This window comes from Providencia sp. PROV_01 (assembly GCF_053098325.1).
Genome location: NZ_JBRFKD010000002.1, coordinates 2,392,670 through 2,413,471, shown reverse-complemented (window position 1 = coordinate 2,413,471; position 20,802 = coordinate 2,392,670). Strand labels below are relative to the sequence as shown.

The following is a 20,802-nucleotide window of genomic DNA, read 5'->3' as shown; positions in this document are numbered from 1 at the left end:
AAACAATGAGGCTAGCACATGCAAGATTGGAACCCTGATTTGTATCTGCAATTTAAACAGGAAAGAACTCGCCCATCATATGACTTAATCCGCCATATTCATGCCGATAACGTATGTAATTTAACCGATTTAGGTTGTGGTCCAGGTAATTCAACTCAAATACTTCGTGAAATGTACCCATTAGCAAGAATAATTGGGGTCGATAACTCTCCTGCCATGCTAGTTGAAGCAAAAAAGAACCTTCCTGACTGCCAGTTTATAGATGCAAACATTGAAACCTGGGTTCCTGAAATCAAACAGGACCTTATATTTGCCAATGCTTCGTTACAATGGTTACCTGATCACAACCTATTATTCCCTCATCTTGTTGATCAATTAAAAAGCAACGGTATTTTAGCCATCCAGATGCCAAATAATTGGAATGAACCCACACATGCTTTAATGCGCAAAGTGGCCAGTGAGCAAGCGATTTCCGCCGTCAATAGAACAGCGCTTTTATCAATAGCTGAATATTATGATTTGCTTTCAGCAGCCCATTGTTCTGTTGATATATGGCAAACGACTTATTATCACGTCATGCCATCGATTGATTCAATCATTGATTGGTTAAGCGCGACAGGATTAAGACCCTACGTTGAAAACCTAGATAAAAAACAAACCGAACAATTTCTCGCTCGTTACCATGAATTATTAACAGAAGCTTACCCAGCACAAGATAATGGCTATGTTTTAATGCCATTTCCTCGATTGTTTATCATCGCAAGAAAGCTTAACTAGTTAGTATGGAAATTTTTCCCATGGATGGGATAGTCTAGCAATATAATGAAATGCTAAGCTGTTAGCCTATAACTATCTTCGATTAACTCCTTGAGTTCATCATCAGTAAGGCGCCCTGGCAACTTTATCGTAATCCAATGCTCTTTATTCATATGATACGCTGGATAAATATCATCTTTTAACCGCAATGAACCAATAAGTTCAGGGGGAGCTTTAAGGTTGATAATATTAATTACCTCCTCATTTTTATTTATTTCTAATTTCTTAGATGAAATACGCATAATAACTGCAAACCACTTTGCGTTGTTTTTTCGTCTAAAAACAATATATTCAGGGTACTTCATCCATGGAGTTTCAGGCTCCACACCATAATTATGCTGAATATAATCAATCAATTCACTTCTGTTCATTTTATCATTCCATCTCATCAATGATGATTAAATAAAATTACTTACCTACGGAATTATACGCCTTCTCGCTCGCTCTGTAACAATATCTTTATTTCATACAGTTATACTCAAAGGAGTTTTCTTTTACTAAAATTCTTATGGCAACATGAATATCACCAGTGAATCTTCTAGAGGAACTATTGAACCGAGATTTATTTTTCGAACGATAAATTAACAAAGAACAGTTACTAAATAGAAATCACTTTAATGATCCCAAGCAACCACAAGACCATTATAGTGAATAATGTGCTTAATTACTGACATCGATTATCCCAAATCTTCTGAAAATCCGGCTCAGAGATCATTTCCCCCTCGAAATCAAATAAAGGAATGGAAAACACGCACTGGCCTTCATGATTAGCAGCAACTTCAACAATAAACCGCTTATACTTATATGGTAAATCATCTTTAAATGTAAACACTTCACCACATACATCCCCAATAACCTTATGACCCATCATTGAACCATGTGAATAGAATTTAACATTTCTCATGTTAGCAGCTTTCGGTTGGTGCATAAAATCCACTACTGTCTGTTTAGCGCCATCAATAAGGGTTGGTTTTTTACTAAAGTTTATTGAAACACCTATGATAAAGGCTAATAATATCAACAACAAAACACATAGAACTCGCAAAATTTTGGTGTACACAACAAGCTACCACTCCTGAAATTAATTGCTTGTAATGTATTCCTAATATACGTTTAGGGCAATCATAACCCCCATTTAGCGTGTGATTTGCTTAAGTCCTTTGAAGAAAACCATATCTGTTTTGCACTTACATGAACCCTTTTCTGTTAAAACTCGCTATTATCATTCGATGTTGTATCTATCATGGCAGATAAAATCTGATACAAAAATTACAACTGATAAAACATCAATTATGTGTATTTAATCAATCTTGAATATGTATATTCACCCATTATTTTATAAGAAAATTAATATTTGAGGGTGCTAATTTTTACATTTAGTTAAAAATGCACCAATTCAATTAACATAGGAAGCAATTATTTAAAGAATATAACAATAAACACTAAAGACAACCTTTACCTTTGGAAATACGAATAGCTATACTGTTTTATTTTTCAGCAGTAAATAAATAATAAACGCATGGTTCCATATTGAAACGAGACATGAAAATTTCACCCTTCACAATTAATTTACTCAAGTATATAAAACCACTGCCGATATTCTAAATAATCACGACTAGATTTAATATAGATCCGTTATTACTCATAGTAAAATCAGTACATAATAAAATTCCCTGGACTGATTTATTATTATCCAATCAATTAATTTGTAACAAAACATTTCAATTGATAATATTTTATTACCAATATGATACAGCATTGTAAATAAGGATATTTATATATGTATAAATTAAATAGAAATATAGAATAAAAAAATAGAATAAATAAAATACTAAACAATAAGCATAATTTAATCATTAAAATTAATATTCAATGTATCATATAAAAATGAAATCGCAAATACTCTTTATACGAGTAAATGCAATTGTCAATTCATTTATCTCGCAATATTGGAAAAATAGCAAAAACTGATTTAATTGCTATTTATCAATATGTTGTTACAAGCTGAAAATTAAAATCAAACGATTGACTTTTCTCTTTCAATCGATTACGCCTATGAAAAATATATCATTAAGCGTTTTAAACGATTGTACTTAATATTATTATTTGATTAATTTTTATCTCAGAAAATTCTTACTCACTATAGGGGTTAATATGGATCGTGCTATTTTAAATAGCAAAGTAAACATCTTAATTGGAAATTATTTAAGGCAGAAACGTATCGAAAATGATCTGACAGGAGAAGATATAAGCAAATTACTTCATGTCAGTCAACAACAGGTTTCACGCTACGAAAATGGTGTTAATACTATATCATTCAGTCTAATTTTAATGTTTTTAATACAATTAAACATTAGCGTAGAATCCTTCTTCGTTTCTTTATTAAAAGAATTGGAGAGCGAAGGTGAAATTATTGATTTGGGTTTAAATTTATATTCAAATTCATTACCCAACAGAAAACAATATCTTTATTTATAATAACATTCATTATCAACAAAAATACTGCACCAACACCAATATGCTAGAAAAAGAAATAATAAAGAAAGAAATCACACAAAGGAATAAGAACCTTGGTGAATATATAAAAATTATAAGAGTGAAAAATAAAATATCAACTCATGAAATGGCAATTAATTTGGATATTACAGAAAGTCATTATATAGAGTATGAGCATGGAGGCACCTCAATTTATGCAGATCATTTAATAACCATATCTAAAATTTTTAATATAAATATAAATGTATTCTTAAATGTATATATGAAAAACTAGATATTACCACCTATGTTAAAAGGCTTGGCTGCTGCTAGCCTTTTAACCTTTTCCCCCTGATTTGTCTACATGCTTAAACTTGAAACTAAGCCATCGAGTTGGGCAAAAACCTATGTTATGACCGAAGAATTTTTCTAAATGCACAAACGGGAGTTTTAAGCTCTCGTTTTTCATCTCATAATACCAAGACTATGTAATGCACTACCCTTAGGGTTTATTAACAATTTATTGAATTGACAATGATTATTATTCAGTGCTAATTATGATTATAATCACTAAGTTTGAACATTTTTCTTTACGCAAGATTAGTAAGTTAACCAAATACCCTGTAGGGCGTAACATGAACAATTACTGCTTTTTTATCAAGTCGGAAAAAACCTAAATCAAGCGAACAAGAAATACAAAAGCTGCTAGCTATATACAGCAATTTGAAGAGGTTGAAGCCCCTTCAAGCAAGAAAACACTTGAACGTTTTGCCGATACTCGCAGTGAAGAAGTTAAAAATATCTATGCCTTTGCTGGTGCTGATATCCTTTTAGGCATCGTTGGCGCTGTCGCAATGGTGTTTAAATAGCGTAGGCTGAAGATTACAAAAGTAGATGCTGAGAATATATGCATTCAATTTCCTCATAGCGTGTTTGCTTCTATCCTGATAAGTTTACTAGGTTGTTAGTCCGTATCTGATTCATTATATCCACACGAATTTTCAAGCAAATCGTGGTGAACAAATAACTACAAATATAATAACAACAAACTTTAAAAATGCGCTAAATAAGTCCGGTTCTGATTGTGGAGAAAAAACGCCAACTTTATTCTATGAGCGACGCTCTTTATCAGAAGGCTATATCTCGAATAGAGAGTTGATACATTAAACTCAAATCAATCCTCTCCATGATATCGACTCGTTCTTATTGGAAAACCTAACCACTTAAAATAGATAAAAAGGAATGTCTTAATGTTGTCTAAAGTCACTCGATTATTCCCATTATGGGCTCTACTCTTATCCATATTTGCTTATTATACACCAAACTCATTTACAGGGATCTCCCCGTTTATTAGCTACTTACTGATGCTAATTATGTTTACTATGGGAGTAACACTTAGAATTAGCGATTTTAAACGCGTCGTGACAAGACCCGCCCCAGTGATTATTTGTACCTTTATTCATTACTTGATTATGCCCCTAGCAGCTTGGCTTTTGGCTAAAGCTTTTGATATGCCAGCTGATCTTGCCGTTGGAATGATATTAGTGGGTAGCGTGGCGAGTGGAACGGCTTCAAACGTGATGATCTATTTAGCGCGCGGGGATGTGGCATTATCTGTTACGATTTCATCGGTATCTACCTTGGTTGGCGTATTTGCAACACCTTTATTGACTCTGTTATATGCAGATACATCAATTAGTGTAAATGTCATGGGTATGTTGCTGTCTATCTTACAAATCGTAATTATCCCTATCATTGCAGGGTTAGTCATTCATCATCTTTTCAGTGAAATAGTGAAAAAAATTGAACCATTTTTACCTTCTTTATCAATGATTTGTATATTAGCAATAATCAGTGCTGTCGTTGCAGGTAGCCAAAGCCATATTGCTTCTGTTGGATTTATGGTCGCTATTGCTGTTGTATTACATAATGGAATCGGTTTAATTGGTGGCTATTGGGGCGGGCGTTTATTTGGTTTTGATGAGTCAACTTGCCGAACTTTGGCAATTGAAGTTGGCATGCAAAACTCAGGGTTAGCAGCAACTTTAGGAGCGCAATACTTTGGTGCTATGGCTGCTCTTCCAGGCGCATTGTTTTCTGTTTGGCATAACTTATCGGGCTCTTTACTCGCCGGATATTGGCAAGGAAAACCAACTAAATAGATACTGTTTGAATACTTAATATCCCCATTAAAAAATTGAGCTACCCAATAATTTGGGTAGTTCCAGTAAAAAGACCATTCCTTGTCATATAGAGGACTAAAGATTTAATATAATGAAAGTTACTCCGCAATAATTTGCCCTTGATGCATTAAAATAATGTGCTCAGCAAAGCGAGCCGTAAGGTTTAAATCGCGTAATACACAACACACATTTATTTTTCGTGTATTGACTAGATGCCGTAACAAACGAAAAAGATGTTGTTGGTGGTGAATATCGAGTACTGATGTCGGTTTATTCAAAAATAACCATTTAGATACAGGTTCATCTCCCCAAAGCTGAGCCAATAATATTGCCAACACCCTGCCCAACAGTGCCAAAAACTAACCATCTTGCCATTAATTATTCTCTTTAAGTTGCTTAACTAATAAACGAAAAGCTTCAAGTTGTTCCTGTAATAATTGACGGTGTTCATCACGCCCTAAGAAAATTTTAAACATGGCATCTCCTGATTGATTAAAAAATAAAATCGAGGCGGTATCCATTCCCATAAATTTTCGTTCAATTAGTGCAATATATGTACAATTTTCAGCTTTGATATGCCCTGTCATGCCTTTTTTACCACGTAAATTAAAATAACCATGGCGATGAAAACCTGAAGGCAACTCACCTGAAAATTCTAGAATAACATCCTGCGTATGAACTAGCGTGGTGACATTACCCCATGTGTGGACAGCATCCCAAATCAAGTCAAAATGTTTTCCTATCGTCAAAGCCATATCGGGCAAATGTCTTACTACATCCAATAAGGTGGTATCATATTGTTTTGCAATAGTTTCTAATGTTCCATCGGGCTCTGTTTTCAAAAAATCAGCTAACGCTACATTACTCATTAAATGTTCCTTTACGATATTTTTTCTTGCGTGAATTGGATAGAATTAAGATTCACGATAATCTCTTGAAGTGATTGAAGAATATTACTTGCCCAAAAACGGCCTTCATTCGTTAGTCTTAAATCAGTCGAAGTATCTTGTGTTAATCCTGACTGATACCACTGCTGTAAGAGTGGAGACAGCATTTGCGCATGAGGGGTAAATTGTTCAAGTACAACTCGCGCTGTTTCAATACCAGCCTGTAAGCGATGGCGCCATTGATACTGCGGATCGGTCGTCTGCATCATCATCATGAGCGGTTTTCTTTTCGCATTAATTGCTTCATAATACGAGGTCAGATTCCTCTCCCCCATCCATGAATATCCATTGAGAGAGCCCCCGGCACCAGAGCCAAACGCCAAGCAATCAGCCCCTTGTTTAATCAACAAATTATATAAATTGCGTTCCCGTGTTGTCCGCGCCCAGTGGCTATTACTGATGCAGTGCCAGCCTTGTTTATCCATAAATTCGCAGCCTTGTAAATACAAGTCACGACGCTTGGCAGGATCAGGAACTGTGACTCGATTATTTTCAACCGCTTTACCAAGTGGCGTACTTGGGATCAAATTAAGTGCATAAAGGTCGACACCATCTAGGCCAATCTCACTTGCAATTCTCAGGTCTTCACCCCAAAACTCGGTTGTCTGCTCAGGTAAACCAAATAACAAATCACAAACCACCGCCGCTCTATCTCGATGGCACAATTTTTCCATAAATTTCCGAGCTTCCTCACCATTTGATGTCCGGGCCATTTTTTTACGAATTTTACTATTAAATGACTGAATACCAATTGAAAAACGATTTGCTCCTGCATCTAAGCATGCATCAATACGTGCATCATCAAAATTAAGAACTCTCCCTTCAATGGTTATTTCACAATCAGGAGCTAATGGTAAACGAAGGCGTAACACATTAATAATACGCGCTAAATCATTAGCAGAAAGTGCAGAGGGTGTTCCACCGCCAAAATAAACAGCATGGATCGGGGCAGACTGGTGTAATACGTTGTCGGCTTCCGTTTCAATCTCCCGGATCAAATACTCTGTATAAATATGGCTTTCAGAGGCATCATAGCGATTTTGGTAGAAACCACAGAAAGTACAATGTGTTGCACAAAAAGGAATATGTAGGTATACCAATCGCTTACGTGGTTCGAACGTCGAATTGATTAATTTCTGCCATGTGTCTTGTCGTTTATCAGCACTAATTGGTACCGCCCCGCGCCAAGGCATTGTTGCATGCCTATCTTTAAATGGTTGATGGCCTTCTAATGCAAAATAAGGCGATAAATCAATATCATATTTCATATTATCACTCACTATCCGTTTCATCTGGCCAAATATTGTGGTGTAAAATCTCAACGGCATCCGCAATTCGAGGCCCCATACCTAAAATGAGTGCCTGATCGATACTCACAATGCGTTTATTTTTCCAAGCAGAAGTTCGGGTAAGTCCGGGAACTTGTTCTAGCTGGTTAAGGCCCTTTTCTACCATCTGGCTGGTTACAATGATCACTTCAGGGTTTGCCGCAATCAAACCTTCTGCGCTATAACTTCTGTATTGTGTGTGTTGCGCAAGATTGTTCGCACCAGCCAGTGTCAAAATGATATCGGCAACGCTACCTTTCCCTGCAATTTGTGGCGCACTACTACCCGCGGAAAGAATAAATAGCACATTGATTTTTTTGCCTTTCTTTTCATTTATTTGAGCAATATTATCCAATCGGCTACGTAACTGATTAACCAACGCATTCCCCTGTTCCGGTTTATGTAACACCTCCGATAAGGTATGAATATTGAGATACATTTGTTCAACCGTAGCTGGTATTCGAGGTAACGTTAATACACTGACTTTTTGCAGTTTTAGCTGATCAAAAACCAATTGAGGGCTTGCATCTTGCCAAGTGACAAACAACGTTGGATGCAAAGATAAAATTCCTTCGGCACTTAACTGTTTCCAATAACCAATATGAGGTAATTTTGCTGTTTCCACTGGCCAACTTGTTGTTTCATCAACACCAATCACTTGGTTTCCAGCGCCTAAAGCGTAAACTAACTCTGTGAGAGAGCCTCCTGCCACAACAATTCTTTCACTCGCAGCACTCACTATTGAAAAACTGAGTACAAATAGTGCAGCTATTATTTTTTTCATTTTTAGAATTTCCATACAAAGCCTGTTGCAGCGCTAAAACCAGAAGCAGGGATTGATTCGTGGGCAGTTTGGTATTTTTTATTGGTTAAGTTATTTAACGATAAGTTAATTTGGTACTGATCGTCTGAGCCAAATTCTGTATTAAACGCAAGGTTAAGAGTGGCCCAGCCTGCTGTGCTCGTTGGCTTTTCACCCGTTTTATCCTGTGCTTTTGCAGCAGCTCGAAGATATAAATCTGAGGTTAAGTTCACTTGGTCTAGAATCAATTGATGTTTAGCTCCAAAGCGCCCACTAACATTAGGCTCTCCGGTATCCCAAGTTTTTATATTCACACCATCAAATTGACGACGTAAATAATTCCCTGTGGCATAAGGAGTGATATCCCATCCTTGGTATTCGACGGTCATTTCTAGCCCGTATGTTTTCGCACGATTGATATTGTCATAATAGTGATATCCTGTTCGTGAAGAATTACTGTTTCCACTGCATATTGACTGCCCTGAACATGTGACTAAAGCGATATAATCCTTCGCTTCAGAATAATATAAAGCGCTATCGATATACCATTGATTACCGTTATAACGCGCACCGATTTCATAGTTGTTAGAACGCTCTGCTTTTAGTCCCTCATTTCCATAATTGATACTTCCCCCCGCTGAGGTTTGCATAAATAATTGGCTCAATGTTGGAAATACATAACCTTGAGCGAATGCGATACGCAGCTCTGTATTCTCAAACCCTGAATACCGTAAGCTTGTTGATGTAATAAATTGATTATCATGCGTTTTTGAGCTTTTAAGGTTATGATAAGTGTTCCCCGTTGTTGAGTGATTTGTATTTTCAAAACCACTTAACAACTCCGAACTTAACCAATATTGCCGCGCCCCTAATGTCCACTTCCAATCATCTGCAAAAGCATATTGATTTTGAGCGAATATCGACCAGTTTGTTTGCTCTGTTCGATTATGTGAATCACTGGTTTTTGTATAATTGACGGCAGGAGGGAACTGCGTTGAGCTTTGGGACTCTGTTGAACTTTTTGAAGACTGCTTTACACGGTCGCGCTGAAGCTGAGCTCCCACAACCAGTTGATTATTCGCGGGTAGTGTAATATCTGTTTGTAGTGTGATCCCTTGAGTATATTGTTTGTCATTCGATTGAGTCTGATTAGCTACTCGTAAATCGCCAATCATTGGGCTCCCTGTTGGTGTCACAACCGCCAGCTTATTTTCAAAATCACGCTCAATAGTTTGTTCATAAGCATCTAAATGAATATTTTTAATATATTCACCATCCGCTTGATAATCATAAAAAAGACCAATTTTTTCACGAGTTAAATCAGGAATTTTGACACTGAAGTGTTCATAGCTTGGGTCTTCATGCCATGTTTGTGTCGACAATTTATATCTATCAAGGGAAAGACCAAATTTATGTTTACCTTCGGTGTAACCTAACCACATACCTTGGCTATTATTGCGATGGTTCGTATTTTTTAGGCGCCCCTCGGGAGTATCTCTGTCACCTTGATCGGAGTAACTTCCGTTGAGCCGATAATCAAACTTACCTATGCTCCCCCATGCCGCTGCTGACTCTTCCCACCCTGTCGTTGCGGAGTTATATACCGCCTTAACAGTGCCTCCCAATGGCTTATTGCCACCTTTTTTGGTTATGAAATTAACGATACCACCAATAGCTTGAGAGCCGTAAAGTACTGAATAGGGGCCTTTCACCACTTCAATGCGTTCCAATGCGGATTCATCAATAAGCAGCCCAGCACCATAATCTTGCCCTGCCCGTTGATAAGTGACTTCTTGCCCATCAATTAAGATCAATACTCGAGAAGATGCTTCCCCACGAATGCGAATTTGTTTACGTCCCGCTAAGGCATTATCGGTAATTTCAACACCTGGAATATCGCGTAAATCATCTGCTAGCGCTATGTTTGTCGAACTATCAAGCTGTTGCTTATCAATGACTTGCATTGTTACTGGGCTATTCCATAAACTACTTTCACTTCGAGTTGATGTGACAACCATCGTTTCACTGGCATCAATATGGGCACGCGGTGGAGGCGTTGATGCAGAGAAGGCTCCTTGACTAACAAAAAGCGCTAATGAGCTGAGTAAAAATGTTCCATTAATATCCGTACGCATAGTTAACCTTTATGATAATAATAATCAGTATCATTACCATTTATAGTTTAGGGACTAATTAATGGTCAATTAATAAATTGCAAATAGCATGCAACTTTGATTTAAATCAAAAAAGCATAACGAAAATTATAAGTCCACCCTCCAGCAATCCGCTGCTGCAGTGCGCCGAACTTATTCACCCATAAAACTGGAAGGGGAAATATTGCTCAAGGTTGCCCCTGTTCCTGAAAGAAAGGTCGTCAAATTCTCGCTGGAGCTTATTAAGTTCATAGAGGTTATGATTATCACAAGCTGTAATTTCTTAAGCTTTATGACAAAATTCGGGATGGCAATTGCGAATAATTATTTATGTAAATAATAAAATTAAAGCACTAAACTGTACCATCAATATCTTCAATGCTACATCGCACACATTTGAGGACTAGAATATGAGTACCTTTTACCAATTAACGGCTAGAAGTCTTAGTGGCCAGCTTGTCTCTATGGCAGACTACGCAGGTAAGGTGGTTCTAGTCGTTAATACAGCCAGTCATTGCGGTTTTACACCACAATACGGTGGACTTGAATCTCTCTACAAGAAATACGCCGCCCAAGGTTTGGTGGTGCTTGGTTTCCCCTGCAATCAGTTTGGGAAACAGGAACCTGGCAACGCTGATGAAATCGCACGGACCTGCTATATTAACTATGGTGTGAGTTTCCCGATGTTCGAGAAAATAGAAGTCAATGGAGCCGCTACACATCCAGTGTTTCGCTATCTTAAGAACGAACTGCCCGGTTTGCTAGGTAAGAGAATTAAGTGGAATTTTACTAAGTTTTTGATTGGTCGTGACGGCGCCCCGCTCAAGCGCTTTGCACCCAATACTACCCCTGAAAAAATAGAAACGGCAATCTTTGCAGCACTTTCGAAAGAACAATCATAATTAAATATCTACATCACAGGAGATTGATTATATCTGTTATCTTGAAATAGCGAGAAACGGAATCCTTTTCTACCTGTAGTCTTCCCAAGAGTTTTCTTTGACGCCAAACTCAATATTCGCTTCCAATCCTTTTATCTTCTTGATTATAAGTGGGATAAATTGTGATATACATCGCGAATAATAAATTTTCTATCGCCGATATTTTCCTTTTCCAAACAACTCAATAGGCTTTGAATTTAGAATTCAAAATACCTCAAAATATTATTAACCATCATGATAATTTAAAATCGAGTCCCGCTTACCTGAATGCAATTACGAAACAAAACGAAGCAATGAAAGCAGTCATAGGTAGTTAATCTGGTATACCAAATTCTACAAATACTACTCAATGCATAGCATTTGTAGAATTAAATAAAAACAATCTCGAAGTATTCTAATGAGGGAAAACACCGAAGTTATAAGCACTGTAGATAAAGTAAGGATTAACCAATAATCCAAAGTAAGGAGTTTTTGACAGGCATACCACTTGAAGTTACCTTATTGTTATAGAAAACAAAAACCACACAGCACAACCTCATGGATTTCTTTGCGCTTTGCACTTAACCTTTGTAGCCTCAGAATACCCCCTTTAAAACAGGATAGACAGTATGCATAAAAACAAAGCTATATTAGTATGTTTTGTTATCGCTTTAGTAACAGCTTGTTCATCAAACACTAAACCCCAAACTAAGTCAGATACTTGCGAGATAAAAATGGATACTCCCGAAGGTAACTTACCTGGGAAAATAGAACAGTCCAGTGGAAATAGTCCCGAATGTAAAGCGATTGAAAGAGCGATAGATAAAGCTATCTAACTAACATACGAATTAGACAGAAGCTAGCAAGCGGAGTTTTCATTGCAGAAAAGCCCCGATCATGGGGCTCATTAAAGATTTACGATTATTTATTGATAATAGTTACTCGCTTCACATCAACTTCTAATGAAGCCCACTCTTTATCAATTTCACCATCTAAACGAACTTTTGTTTCAGGCGTCACAACCTGTCCACGCCAGCGTCTATCATCAATATCTACAGCGATTGAGCCAGTACTATCTTTAAATTCGTAAAGCTCTTTACCAATCTGTTTAACAATATGACCTTCAAGTGAAACCCATGCATCATCAGGAAGCTCTTTCGCTTGAACGACAGTTGTCACTGCTTGAGCCGTTGCAACAAACCCACCTTTTGGACCAACAGAACCATCATTCGAAACTAATCCGCCAGCATGGTTGTTAGCTAACACGCCAAATGAAGCTGCTGATAATACGAGCGCAATAATTGCCTTATTCATAATAATTCCTTTTGTCTGTTAATTTTTTATAGTTTATCGATTAAATCTTAACAGAATCTTAAGGCAAATAATTAACACTTTAGAGGGGTTATTGCACATAACTGCACATGTAACTCTGACCAATCGTGACGATAAATCTTATGTTTATTTTAACTATAAAAAAGACCGCCTAGGCGATCTTTTATGGATAACTGATATAGCGCAGACGAACCGTTTAAATTAGGGCTGCTCAAATATCCAAGCACTACTGTGCGCTTGGTTCTCTCAATAACACTTACATCATCTTTATAGAAAATGGTCAGGTTCAGCACAAAACCAGAAATTAACGAAAATAATTAGATGGTAATATTAAATATTCCACTTGTGATATGAGCTGACTCTTAAAAAAGAAAACCCGCCATTGCTGACGGGTCATAAATTATAACTCTATGATTTTATATCTTTATTTTCAATAGCTATAACTCGAGGTTTTTCTTCATCTGGGATTTCGTATTCAATGTCCAAAGTAAGTAAACCACTAGATAACTCAGCGCTTTCAATCTTTACATTCTTACCGAGATTAAATTCAAGCGAAAATTTATTTTGAGTGATTCCTTGATGGATCCATTTCTCTTTCTCTGAGTCATTAACTAATTCAGCTGATTGCTCACCTTGAACATACAATTTCCCACCTTTTAAGGATACGCTTAAATCATCTTCCTTATAACCTGGAACACTAATGGTTAATTGATAACTCGTTTCATTTATTTGTTTTAAATTATACGGATGTTCTGAAGTTAAAGGCCTATTACCTGTAAGTTGACTAAACAGACGATCCATTTGGTCAAATCTGTTAGAAAGTAAGCTATCCGATAATGTTGGGAATAATGAAAAAGATCTAATGTTAGACATAATTTCTCCTTCAATATTTTATATATCAAACTAAACACACACTACTCATGCACCATTAATTATGTACTTAGTGTAGAATAATGTTTTATCTTGGTGCATTTCTTATATAGTGTCTCTAACTAGAATTTCAAGCTTGCAATTACATTTCTTTACAAATTAATAGTCATCGTCATAGAATAAAGGACACACCATAGCTGACAGGCCTACACCGTAATCCTAAGGTACTGATCGATATCTTCGAGAGATATAAAGGTAACAGATGAGCTGCATATCGACAGTTACAACAGATAATGCCATAAGCGATTAGAAGCTCGTTAATGATACCATCAAATTTATGGGAGAGAATGTCGGGGAGCCCTAGTTGCTTTCGCTTCCACTTGGCTTTATCACCTTGTAATCCTCCAAACTCAGCGAGCCACTTCCGAATCTTTATGACTTTTTTTATTATTTCTGCCACGTGTTTCTTATGCCAAAAATTAACAAATTAAAACGCAAGCGCTCAGCTATCGGCTGAATAGGGAGAGCTTCAACACGCTTTATCTGAAAGGTTATATAAAACAAGGCATCGATACTAAAAGTTTATCAGGCCATAAGAGTCAAGCGATGACTGATAAATATAATGATGACCGAGGTAAAGAATGGCAAATTACCGCAATCTAAATAGCCTATTTTTTGAGCCGTTTTGGGGAGGGGTTTTGGGGAAAATTTTAATTGAACAAAAAATAAACGGGAATTTTTAGGCTCCCGTTCCTAATCACACCATGTAATAAATTACATGTGTTTAATGATTGCGTCACCGAACTCGCTACATTTCAGTAATTTAGCGCCTTCTAACTGACGTTCAAGTCATAGGTTACAGTCTTAGCTTCGATTGCGCCTTCCATACCTTTAACGATTAGGTCAGCCGCTTCAGTCCAGCCCATATGGCGCAGCAGTATATATCTACATTAATCATAACTTACTGATAGGTTTAATATTATTGATAATATTTTCACTAAAACACAGTCAAAATCGTGTTTTATAAGCCATTGATTATATAAAATATTAATCTAGTTTTGATAACTACTATTTCTTAAACATTGAACACAAACCAATCGATTTTCACACACTTAAATCCTATCCTTCCACCTAGCGTTCATAGAGAATATAATCCAACCAATTAATGTTTTGTGTGTCTAAATTTTAAGCGGAATAAAACTGAGGTTAACCCCATCACAGCAATCGTCTTTTCTAATTGCTCGAACTCTCTATGTTCTATATAAGACAACTAAACCTGACGGCCTGATCTGAGCGAGGAACGGATGACCAGAACCATCTTGTTATCCCCTTTCAACAATCTTTGTTAGGATGATTTATCATTTTTTTCAACATTTAATCGCATTATTTCTTTAAATAAAAAAGCCATATTTAGTAATAACTGGTCAAATTCGGCTTGAAAATCATTGTGATCAATATTCAACCTTGAAATAACTTTTTCGTAATCAGTACCTTTTCTGTGTGCTACACCAGTTGATCTTACAGATTGAATGCCTCGTAATAGGCTTATTTGTTCTTTAAGGTTATCTGATTGTAGCTCAGTAAGAAGAGCTTCTATTAGTCCTATTGACTTGATGTTTGAATCAGTAACCTCAAGATATTCTCTAAGAGATTTTACATTTATTGAGTCTATCGTAACTTTTGTTAGTGCCAATATTTGAGCATCAAATTCTGATTGCTCTTTTGTAAGCATAGATCTTAAAGAGTTGAAGAAATGCTCATCCTTTTGAGTTAGAGGAAGGAATAAGCTCCACCCATAATTGTTACTCCAGTAATCCTGTAGGCATTTAAATTCCTGTTTAAATTTATGCTCTGGATTCTCTGCATCGAAGAAATTACCTAAAAAGCTGCGTTCAAAATTTGTTCGGCTAATTTTTCTTTCTTCAGGGATTAAGTTAAAGCTTTTCCAGTAGATTTGCTCTTTTTCAGGCAAATCTCTACCAAGGTCACCAAGAAAAACAGATACATGATTGGGAGAGTTATTATCGAATCGAAGACCCCAAGCACCATTTCTATAAAGATATCCATCTGTAATTCTATAGTCAGAAGAGTTATAATACTTTTGCATTACCTCTTTACGGAAAAATATCGGAGTCAAATAGTGGGGAGCTTCAGAATTAGCACCGAAATAATTAGCAAGTAATTCTGGGTTACATGAATAAGTTTTTGGTTCATCGCTGTCACCATCTATAATAAAATCTTGGAAATTTTTCTTTGCTTCAAAGGGCCAAATACCACTCTTATCTATTTTCTCACAAGTAATGAGTTTTTTGCCTAATATTCTAGAGAAGGATATATAACCTTTGGAATATGATTCTCCAGAATATATGGTATAAATAAGTTCTTTGTGATTTTCATCACTTGAGTAATTCAATTTTTTCTTGTAATGCCTCGTTAATTCAAAATAAAGCAGAAGATTCATTTGACATGCAGCCATAAAGGAGCGCAAATATCTTTTTCGGATTTTCACCTCATCATTTTGTACTTTGATTACTTCTACTTCATCACCGGAATCATCGAAACTAAAGTATGATCCACTTTTAGAATCATGATAAAGATTATGAAAAAGGCGAAATTCCTCGAGGATTTCTATGTAGTTATCTTTTCTGCCATGAAAGTCACGAATAAGAACAGGTCTCAAGAATCCTTCATCTGGATTCTTATAGTAAGTGGTAAGACTTTTTCCATTTTCATATGACGTACAAAACCCAGGACCACCACTGCCAATCATTAGATCCCATACATGTGTCTCCATCGCTTTCTTTGTTTTTTCTTTGCTAACTAGAGCGCAATACATTCCTCCGTCGTGATCTGAATTGTTGATTTTTTCAGTCTTATAGACTGTGATCCATATTTCTTCTCCATGCTGATTAGTTATAAATTCTATAAAATCTTCAAAAGGATTTTGAGTCATAATTAAAGCCCCCTTTATCAATCTTTTTAATAGGTCTATTTTAAATCTTGATGCATTGCCACATATAAAAAACCCCATTGAATTTAAGCGACTTAGGAGCCTTGTTCAATTAATTTTCCTATTAAAATAAGCTATTAAGATTAGAATATACACTCAAGCCGCTGATTATTTCATCATCCCACGATGATTGATACATAGGCAAAATTCAACTTCAGCTTTTGGCACAAAGCAGCCAATTATATTCAATTTAGCTCTGTGCCCCAGTTGTGTCAGGTCAAAAAGTAAAGTCCATATTGTTTGTACTTCACAGCTCCTCTCCCTACCCTTTTTTACTTATTCAGCAATACAGTTAAAACGTCCAGCCCATTTCTTAGCTTTTAACCACTCGTAATTCATCAAAATTTGTCGTGTAAGCAGGCGACAACATTTCTCTTTTCATTTTGTATCCACTATCACCGCCCTTACTTGCAAACCACACTTTACCCTGCCCGCTCTTATTAATGGCGTCTAATGTTTTCATTAACTCATCGCTATTACGAAATGGCTTTTGTGTTGAAAACATATCAAGCTGGGTAACAGCTGAATCGGTAAAATCAGATAGTATGATGCCTGCTTTATAATACCGGTAACCGTCACACCAAATAATATTTAACCCTCGCATTGCTGCATTGATAATATCTCTGGTGTCGCTGCTGGGGTATTCGAGTTTTATATTAATGCTATTCGCGTAATCTTCGCCTGATGCATGCCGGCTAGTTTGAATAAACAACCCAATAATTTTGCAGCGTTGCTTTTCTTCTCTTAATTTTTCTGCTGCTCGTTCTGCATAATCACAAACAGCCTTACGCATTGTTTCTATATCTAAAACTTTCTGGCCAAATGAACTGAACAAAGAATTTGTTGTTTTATTTTTCGGACTTCTTCTAATTCAATACATGGCTCACCATTGAGTTCTCTCAATGTCCTTTCTAATGTAACCCCAAACGTTTTGAGGTGTAGTTTCTTAACCGTAAATTCGCCCTCGAAGCTAGCTATAACGATATCCCCCTCTTTTGCTGTGACCGCGCTGTCAACAATAACAACATCACCATCATTGATATTTGCATCAATCATTGAATTGCCTTCGACCCTGAGCATGTATGTGCTTTCAGGGTGCTTAATGAGGGCGCTATTTAAATTTATGCGGTCTTCAACATAGTCCGCAGCGGGTGATGGAAAACCTGCTGGCACTCGGTCAAGAAAGAGAGGGAAGCTTGCTAGTAAATCATCTGTTTCAATTAATCTTAGTTTCATACGACACCAATAATACTGTATAAATACACAGTATTATTTGATCATTTTATGCGTATGTAAAGCCCTATTTTTACATGCCTCTACATCATACTAGCAAGCAAGATTTATATTTTTCCGACTGTTCTTGATATAATCCACCCTGTGGCTCACATATCATACGACCTCATAATCGGAGGTTACATGAACAACAATCAATTACTTTTACTTGCACTAAACTGTATCAACGAAAATAGAGAGCCATCTCACACGGAGCTGTCAAAGATTTACGTTTTTTATAGAACTGAGATAGATTACAAAGGTATTTCAATTGACGAGTTTATGCTTGGTCAAAACTGGGAACTCGTGGACGAGAAAAGGATTCATAAAGTGATGAACTTTATTGAAGAGTATCTTCATCTGTCATCAAAAAAGGCTAAAGATAGAAAACATGTCGAATAAAACTATTGGTGAATTTATTAAGGAATTGCGCTTATCAAAAAATATATCAACTTCAGAAATAGCAAAGAATCTCACGATTTCCGAAGCTAAATATATAAAGTGTGAAAATGGTGAGTCATCTATCTACGTAGATGATTTGAAGAACATTGCTAGTATGTTATCAGTTAATGAATCAACCTTGATAGAAAAATACATTGATTAGGCCTCATTTTGGCCTTCCTGCTCTACCCTTTTCGCTTATTCTTCCGTTAAGACCTCTATCTAAATATCGATGTAAACTGGAGTAATCAAGATAATATGTCTATTGATAGTCTTGGGAAAAATGAAAAGAAAATATATATTGAGGAAACACTAAAATAGGTATTTAATTATGGAGATTGGATGTCTGAAATTCAAGAAGCTGTGGGTGTAATATCTTTATAGCAGTGTTGCGCAAGCCAAAAACAAAGGCTTGCACAAATATAAACGCCCTATCAAGTAGAATATGGTATATTTAATCCTTTAATATCAGTTCTATCTAAAATCATCGAAGCATCCATCTTAAATTGATGATTTACAAAATTTAAAAAATACCATCTATTTTCATCTATAAAATCAGGGGTAATGGAATCTATATCTATAGAATTGTCTACAGAAAATAAAAAGTTATATTTTATTTTTATTTTAAACGAATACTGCTCTTTGTCTTCATCATTTATGCCCATGACCTGAGGTGCGGCTGTAATTTCAATGACATTGATATCTCCCTTATTTGGAGTTTCAACAACGCCAACCGAGACCTGAAATTTGGCCACCCCCCCCTGAAAAGTACCTTTTTTTTCAGAGTCAAGATGCTGAAAATCACACTCTTGTGTTAGTATATTTACGGACATTAGCTTTATCTTTTCTAACATAACTAGCACCCCTGCTGTAAATCTGTATACAGCATAATGGTATCTGTAGAACTATTATCAGAAATAAGAATTTTTATGCTCCTCTTTCCTCTAATAACTGGTGCTGTATTAATAAACTTATCATCACCATACATTCTCTTATAGTTCAAGTCAGGAACTTTTTCATGAGATACATCAGCATTATTTGCATCATATATATTAATTGTAGGCTTTAAGTCTAAGGCAAAGCAAATATTAGACAGTGTCCTCAGTGTCATATTGCGCTTCCCATTCAATATTTGCGACACAAATGATTTACTTTTGCCCAATATAGTAGCAAGCTTATGTTGCGTTATTCCTGCATCTTCCATGGCAATCAAAATATCTTCTGTAACGTTAAAAACCAAGCGTTCATACGATATTTTTTTCTTTTCATCTTCTGAAAGCTCATGCTTCACAGGATAAAAAAGTGATTTAGATTCCATTTTAGCCTCGTTCAATTTTATTCCAATTACAATGTATGATGTTGATATCTGATTGACTTAATTTATCAAAATCTTTGTAAACATAATGACTTACAAAACAAGTACTTGGATATTTATCTGAATACCAAAAGTATGCTCTGATAGGTATCTTTTTTAAAGCCCAAAAACATTTAGGTGTTTTCCCTACAAGACAAGGAAGGTCACCTTCCTTTCTAATAGTTTCAGAAGATAGCCTTTTACCCTCTGATAGCCTCTCCAAATGAACCATGAGCTGCCTTTTATAGGCTTCAGCTTTATTTTTTCTCAATTTTTTTAATGCTGCATCGAGCGTTTCTTTTGCACCATCACAATGACAGATACGAAAACAGCTTCCTTTAAATGTAGATGAAACATTGTCGCTCACTGCTATCTCCGTTTACTTATAAGTTATCATATAACCATTTTTCAGGGCAAGTTAACTTTTAAGTAAACCTGCTTTATCGCACAACAAGATAAACATGTCGTCAGAATAACAACAGTCAAGATAACACTAATTTAATATTTATTTGAATAATATCAATATTGCTTAAGGAACGTGAACTGGTAATTTGATCAGGGATTGTGGTAATTGCACATAATAGAAATCACTCATCCTTGAGTTACTATTAGCGTTGATTATATAAACCAGAACTTTGCTAGCTTCCTATTCTATCCTTTCCGCTTCCTCTGCTGCACGTTTAGCTTCTTCTTGCGCTAATCGCTCTGCTTCTATCTTAGCGAGTCTCTTTGCTTCAGCTTGCTTTTGATTGTAGAGTGAGTTAGGTGGCATTTCGACACGCATGTCTATCCAGCGCGATTCAGGTACGTCACAAGGTTCGTAGTTTTCGAAGTAAACAGGCACGCCTTCTTCATCAAAGTGCTTAATACGCTTGTTCTGGAAACGTTCAGGCATGTCC

At 36.2% G+C, this 20,802-nt stretch carries 23 protein-coding genes and 3 pseudogenes; 9 read left to right on the top strand and 17 right to left on the bottom strand.

The genetic code is table 11. The features are described from left to right. Positions 1-18: 18 nt before the first annotated feature. Positions 19-777 carry a trans-aconitate 2-methyltransferase gene (tam, locus tag ACU696_RS11815; RefSeq protein ID WP_164528750.1) on the top strand — a complete coding sequence of 253 codons (759 nt, stop codon included), beginning with the start codon at positions 19-21 and terminating at the stop codon, positions 775-777. 53 nt (positions 778-830) lie between these two features. Here the strand turns inward: tam and ACU696_RS11810 are convergent, their stop codons facing one another. Together ACU696_RS11810 and ACU696_RS11805 are read right to left on the bottom strand one after the other, a co-directional pair. After that, positions 831-1,187, bottom strand: coding sequence for an MmcQ/YjbR family DNA-binding protein (locus tag ACU696_RS11810; protein ID WP_004911514.1), 357 nt, complete (start codon positions 1,185-1,187; stop codon positions 831-833). A 293-nt stretch (positions 1,188-1,480) separates the two neighbouring features. Further along, positions 1,481-1,876: a hypothetical protein gene (locus ACU696_RS11805; RefSeq protein WP_447343113.1), complete on the bottom strand. Its 396-nt coding sequence runs from the start codon at positions 1,874-1,876 to the stop codon at positions 1,481-1,483. Between the two features lie 1,094 nt (positions 1,877-2,970). Here ACU696_RS11805 and ACU696_RS11800 point away from each other — a divergent pair. From ACU696_RS11800 to panS, 3 genes are all read left to right on the top strand, one after another. Continuing rightward, positions 2,971-3,294, top strand: a complete 324-nt coding sequence (locus ACU696_RS11800; protein ID WP_004911517.1) for a helix-turn-helix domain-containing protein — start codon at positions 2,971-2,973, stop codon at positions 3,292-3,294. A 40-nt stretch (positions 3,295-3,334) separates the two neighbouring features. Next, positions 3,335-3,586: a helix-turn-helix domain-containing protein gene (locus ACU696_RS11795; protein WP_004911521.1), complete on the top strand. Its 252-nt coding sequence runs from the start codon at positions 3,335-3,337 to the stop codon at positions 3,584-3,586. 955 nt (positions 3,587-4,541) lie between these two features. Further along, positions 4,542-5,453, top strand: coding sequence for a ketopantoate/pantoate/pantothenate transporter PanS (gene panS, locus ACU696_RS11790; protein ID WP_110731983.1), 912 nt, complete (start codon positions 4,542-4,544; stop codon positions 5,451-5,453). Between the two features lie 125 nt (positions 5,454-5,578). Here the strand turns inward: panS and hmuV are convergent. The 5 genes and pseudogenes from hmuV to ACU696_RS11765 form a co-directional block, all read right to left on the bottom strand. Then, a pseudogene (hmuV, locus tag ACU696_RS11785) lies at positions 5,579-5,809 on the bottom strand (heme ABC transporter ATP-binding protein); the annotation flags it as partial. A 39-nt stretch (positions 5,810-5,848) separates the two neighbouring features. Then, positions 5,849-6,343 carry a heme utilization cystosolic carrier protein HutX gene (hutX, locus tag ACU696_RS11780; RefSeq protein WP_109913089.1) on the bottom strand — a complete coding sequence of 165 codons (495 nt, stop codon included), beginning with the start codon at positions 6,341-6,343 and terminating at the stop codon, positions 5,849-5,851. A gap of 11 nt (positions 6,344-6,354) precedes the next feature. After that, positions 6,355-7,689, bottom strand: coding sequence for a heme anaerobic degradation radical SAM methyltransferase ChuW/HutW (hutW, locus tag ACU696_RS11775; protein WP_109913126.1), 1,335 nt, complete (start codon positions 7,687-7,689; stop codon positions 6,355-6,357). Positions 7,690-7,693: 4 nt separating this feature from the next. Further along, the gene (locus tag ACU696_RS11770) at positions 7,694-8,548 is read right to left on the bottom strand and encodes a heme/hemin ABC transporter substrate-binding protein (RefSeq protein ID WP_109913090.1); all 855 of its coding nucleotides are present in this window, start codon (positions 8,546-8,548) and stop codon (positions 7,694-7,696) included. Then, positions 8,536-10,686, bottom strand: coding sequence for a TonB-dependent receptor (locus ACU696_RS11765; RefSeq protein WP_115167120.1), 2,151 nt, complete (start codon positions 10,684-10,686; stop codon positions 8,536-8,538). The genes ACU696_RS11770 and ACU696_RS11765 overlap by 13 nt, the downstream gene beginning before the upstream one ends. A 428-nt stretch (positions 10,687-11,114) precedes the next feature. Between ACU696_RS11765 and ACU696_RS11760 the strand changes: the two genes are divergently transcribed. Together ACU696_RS11760 and ACU696_RS11755 are read left to right on the top strand one after the other, a co-directional pair. Beyond that, positions 11,115-11,606, top strand: coding sequence for a glutathione peroxidase (locus tag ACU696_RS11760; protein ID WP_447343112.1), 492 nt, complete (start codon positions 11,115-11,117; stop codon positions 11,604-11,606). A gap of 647 nt (positions 11,607-12,253) precedes the next feature. Continuing rightward, positions 12,254-12,460 carry a hypothetical protein gene (locus tag ACU696_RS11755; protein ID WP_004261484.1) on the top strand — a complete coding sequence of 69 codons (207 nt, stop codon included), beginning with the start codon at positions 12,254-12,256 and terminating at the stop codon, positions 12,458-12,460. A gap of 85 nt (positions 12,461-12,545) precedes the next feature. Here ACU696_RS11755 and ACU696_RS11750 read toward each other — a convergent pair whose 3' ends face one another. Both ACU696_RS11750 and ACU696_RS11745 read right to left on the bottom strand, forming a co-directional pair. Further along, positions 12,546-12,938, bottom strand: a complete 393-nt coding sequence (locus ACU696_RS11750; protein ID WP_164528748.1) for a YgiW/YdeI family stress tolerance OB fold protein — start codon at positions 12,936-12,938, stop codon at positions 12,546-12,548. A gap of 426 nt (positions 12,939-13,364) precedes the next feature. Continuing rightward, positions 13,365-13,829: an Hsp20 family protein gene (locus ACU696_RS11745; RefSeq protein ID WP_004911545.1), complete on the bottom strand. Its 465-nt coding sequence runs from the start codon at positions 13,827-13,829 to the stop codon at positions 13,365-13,367. Between the two features lie 527 nt (positions 13,830-14,356). Between ACU696_RS11745 and ACU696_RS11740 the strand changes: the two are divergent. Beyond that, positions 14,357-14,489: pseudogene (locus ACU696_RS11740) on the top strand (integrase); the annotation flags it as partial. Between the two features lie 111 nt (positions 14,490-14,600). Here the strand turns inward: ACU696_RS11740 and ACU696_RS11735 are convergent. The 4 genes and pseudogenes from ACU696_RS11735 to umuD all read right to left on the bottom strand — a co-directional run. Beyond that, positions 14,601-14,767, bottom strand: a pseudogene (locus tag ACU696_RS11735) (NADP-dependent isocitrate dehydrogenase); the annotation flags it as partial. Positions 14,768-15,171: 404 nt separating this feature from the next. Beyond that, on the bottom strand, positions 15,172-16,779 hold the full coding sequence (locus ACU696_RS11730; protein WP_209101610.1) for a hypothetical protein: 1,608 nt from the start codon (positions 16,777-16,779) through the stop codon (positions 15,172-15,174). A 370-nt stretch (positions 16,780-17,149) separates the two neighbouring features. Beyond that, complete coding sequence (locus tag ACU696_RS11725; protein WP_447343111.1) at positions 17,150-17,629, bottom strand: DUF4113 domain-containing protein; 480 nt, start codon at positions 17,627-17,629, stop codon at positions 17,150-17,152. A gap of 11 nt (positions 17,630-17,640) precedes the next feature. Continuing rightward, a complete protein-coding gene (gene umuD / locus ACU696_RS11720) occupies positions 17,641-18,072 on the bottom strand; it encodes a translesion error-prone DNA polymerase V autoproteolytic subunit (RefSeq protein WP_447343110.1) in 432 nt (143 codons plus the stop codon). Between the two features lie 180 nt (positions 18,073-18,252). Here umuD and ACU696_RS11715 point away from each other — a divergent pair, with 180 nt between their 5' ends. Beyond that, positions 18,253-18,510: a hypothetical protein gene (locus tag ACU696_RS11715; RefSeq protein WP_209101616.1), complete on the top strand. Its 258-nt coding sequence runs from the start codon at positions 18,253-18,255 to the stop codon at positions 18,508-18,510. Further along, the gene (locus tag ACU696_RS11710; protein WP_209101619.1) at positions 18,500-18,712 is read left to right on the top strand and encodes a helix-turn-helix domain-containing protein; all 213 of its coding nucleotides are present in this window, start codon (positions 18,500-18,502) and stop codon (positions 18,710-18,712) included. Before ACU696_RS11715 ends, ACU696_RS11710 begins: the two co-directional genes overlap by 11 nt. 271 nt (positions 18,713-18,983) lie before the next feature. On the opposite strand, the gene ACU696_RS11705 is transcribed toward ACU696_RS11710, so the two are convergent. From ACU696_RS11705 to ACU696_RS11690, 4 genes are all read right to left on the bottom strand, one after another. Beyond that, on the bottom strand, positions 18,984-19,403 hold the full coding sequence (locus tag ACU696_RS11705; RefSeq protein WP_209101622.1) for a hypothetical protein: 420 nt from the start codon (positions 19,401-19,403) through the stop codon (positions 18,984-18,986). Between the two features lie 2 nt (positions 19,404-19,405). Beyond that, positions 19,406-19,867 (bottom strand): helix-turn-helix transcriptional regulator, encoded by a 462-nt coding sequence (locus ACU696_RS11700; protein WP_209101625.1) that lies wholly within the window; start codon positions 19,865-19,867, stop codon positions 19,406-19,408. Between the two features lies 1 nt (position 19,868). Further along, positions 19,869-20,270: a hypothetical protein gene (locus tag ACU696_RS11695; RefSeq protein ID WP_209101628.1), complete on the bottom strand. Its 402-nt coding sequence runs from the start codon at positions 20,268-20,270 to the stop codon at positions 19,869-19,871. 279 nt (positions 20,271-20,549) lie between these two features. Continuing rightward, a partial coding sequence (locus ACU696_RS11690) for a phage tail fiber protein (RefSeq protein WP_447343109.1) occupies positions 20,550-20,802 on the bottom strand: 253 nt, incomplete at its 5' end.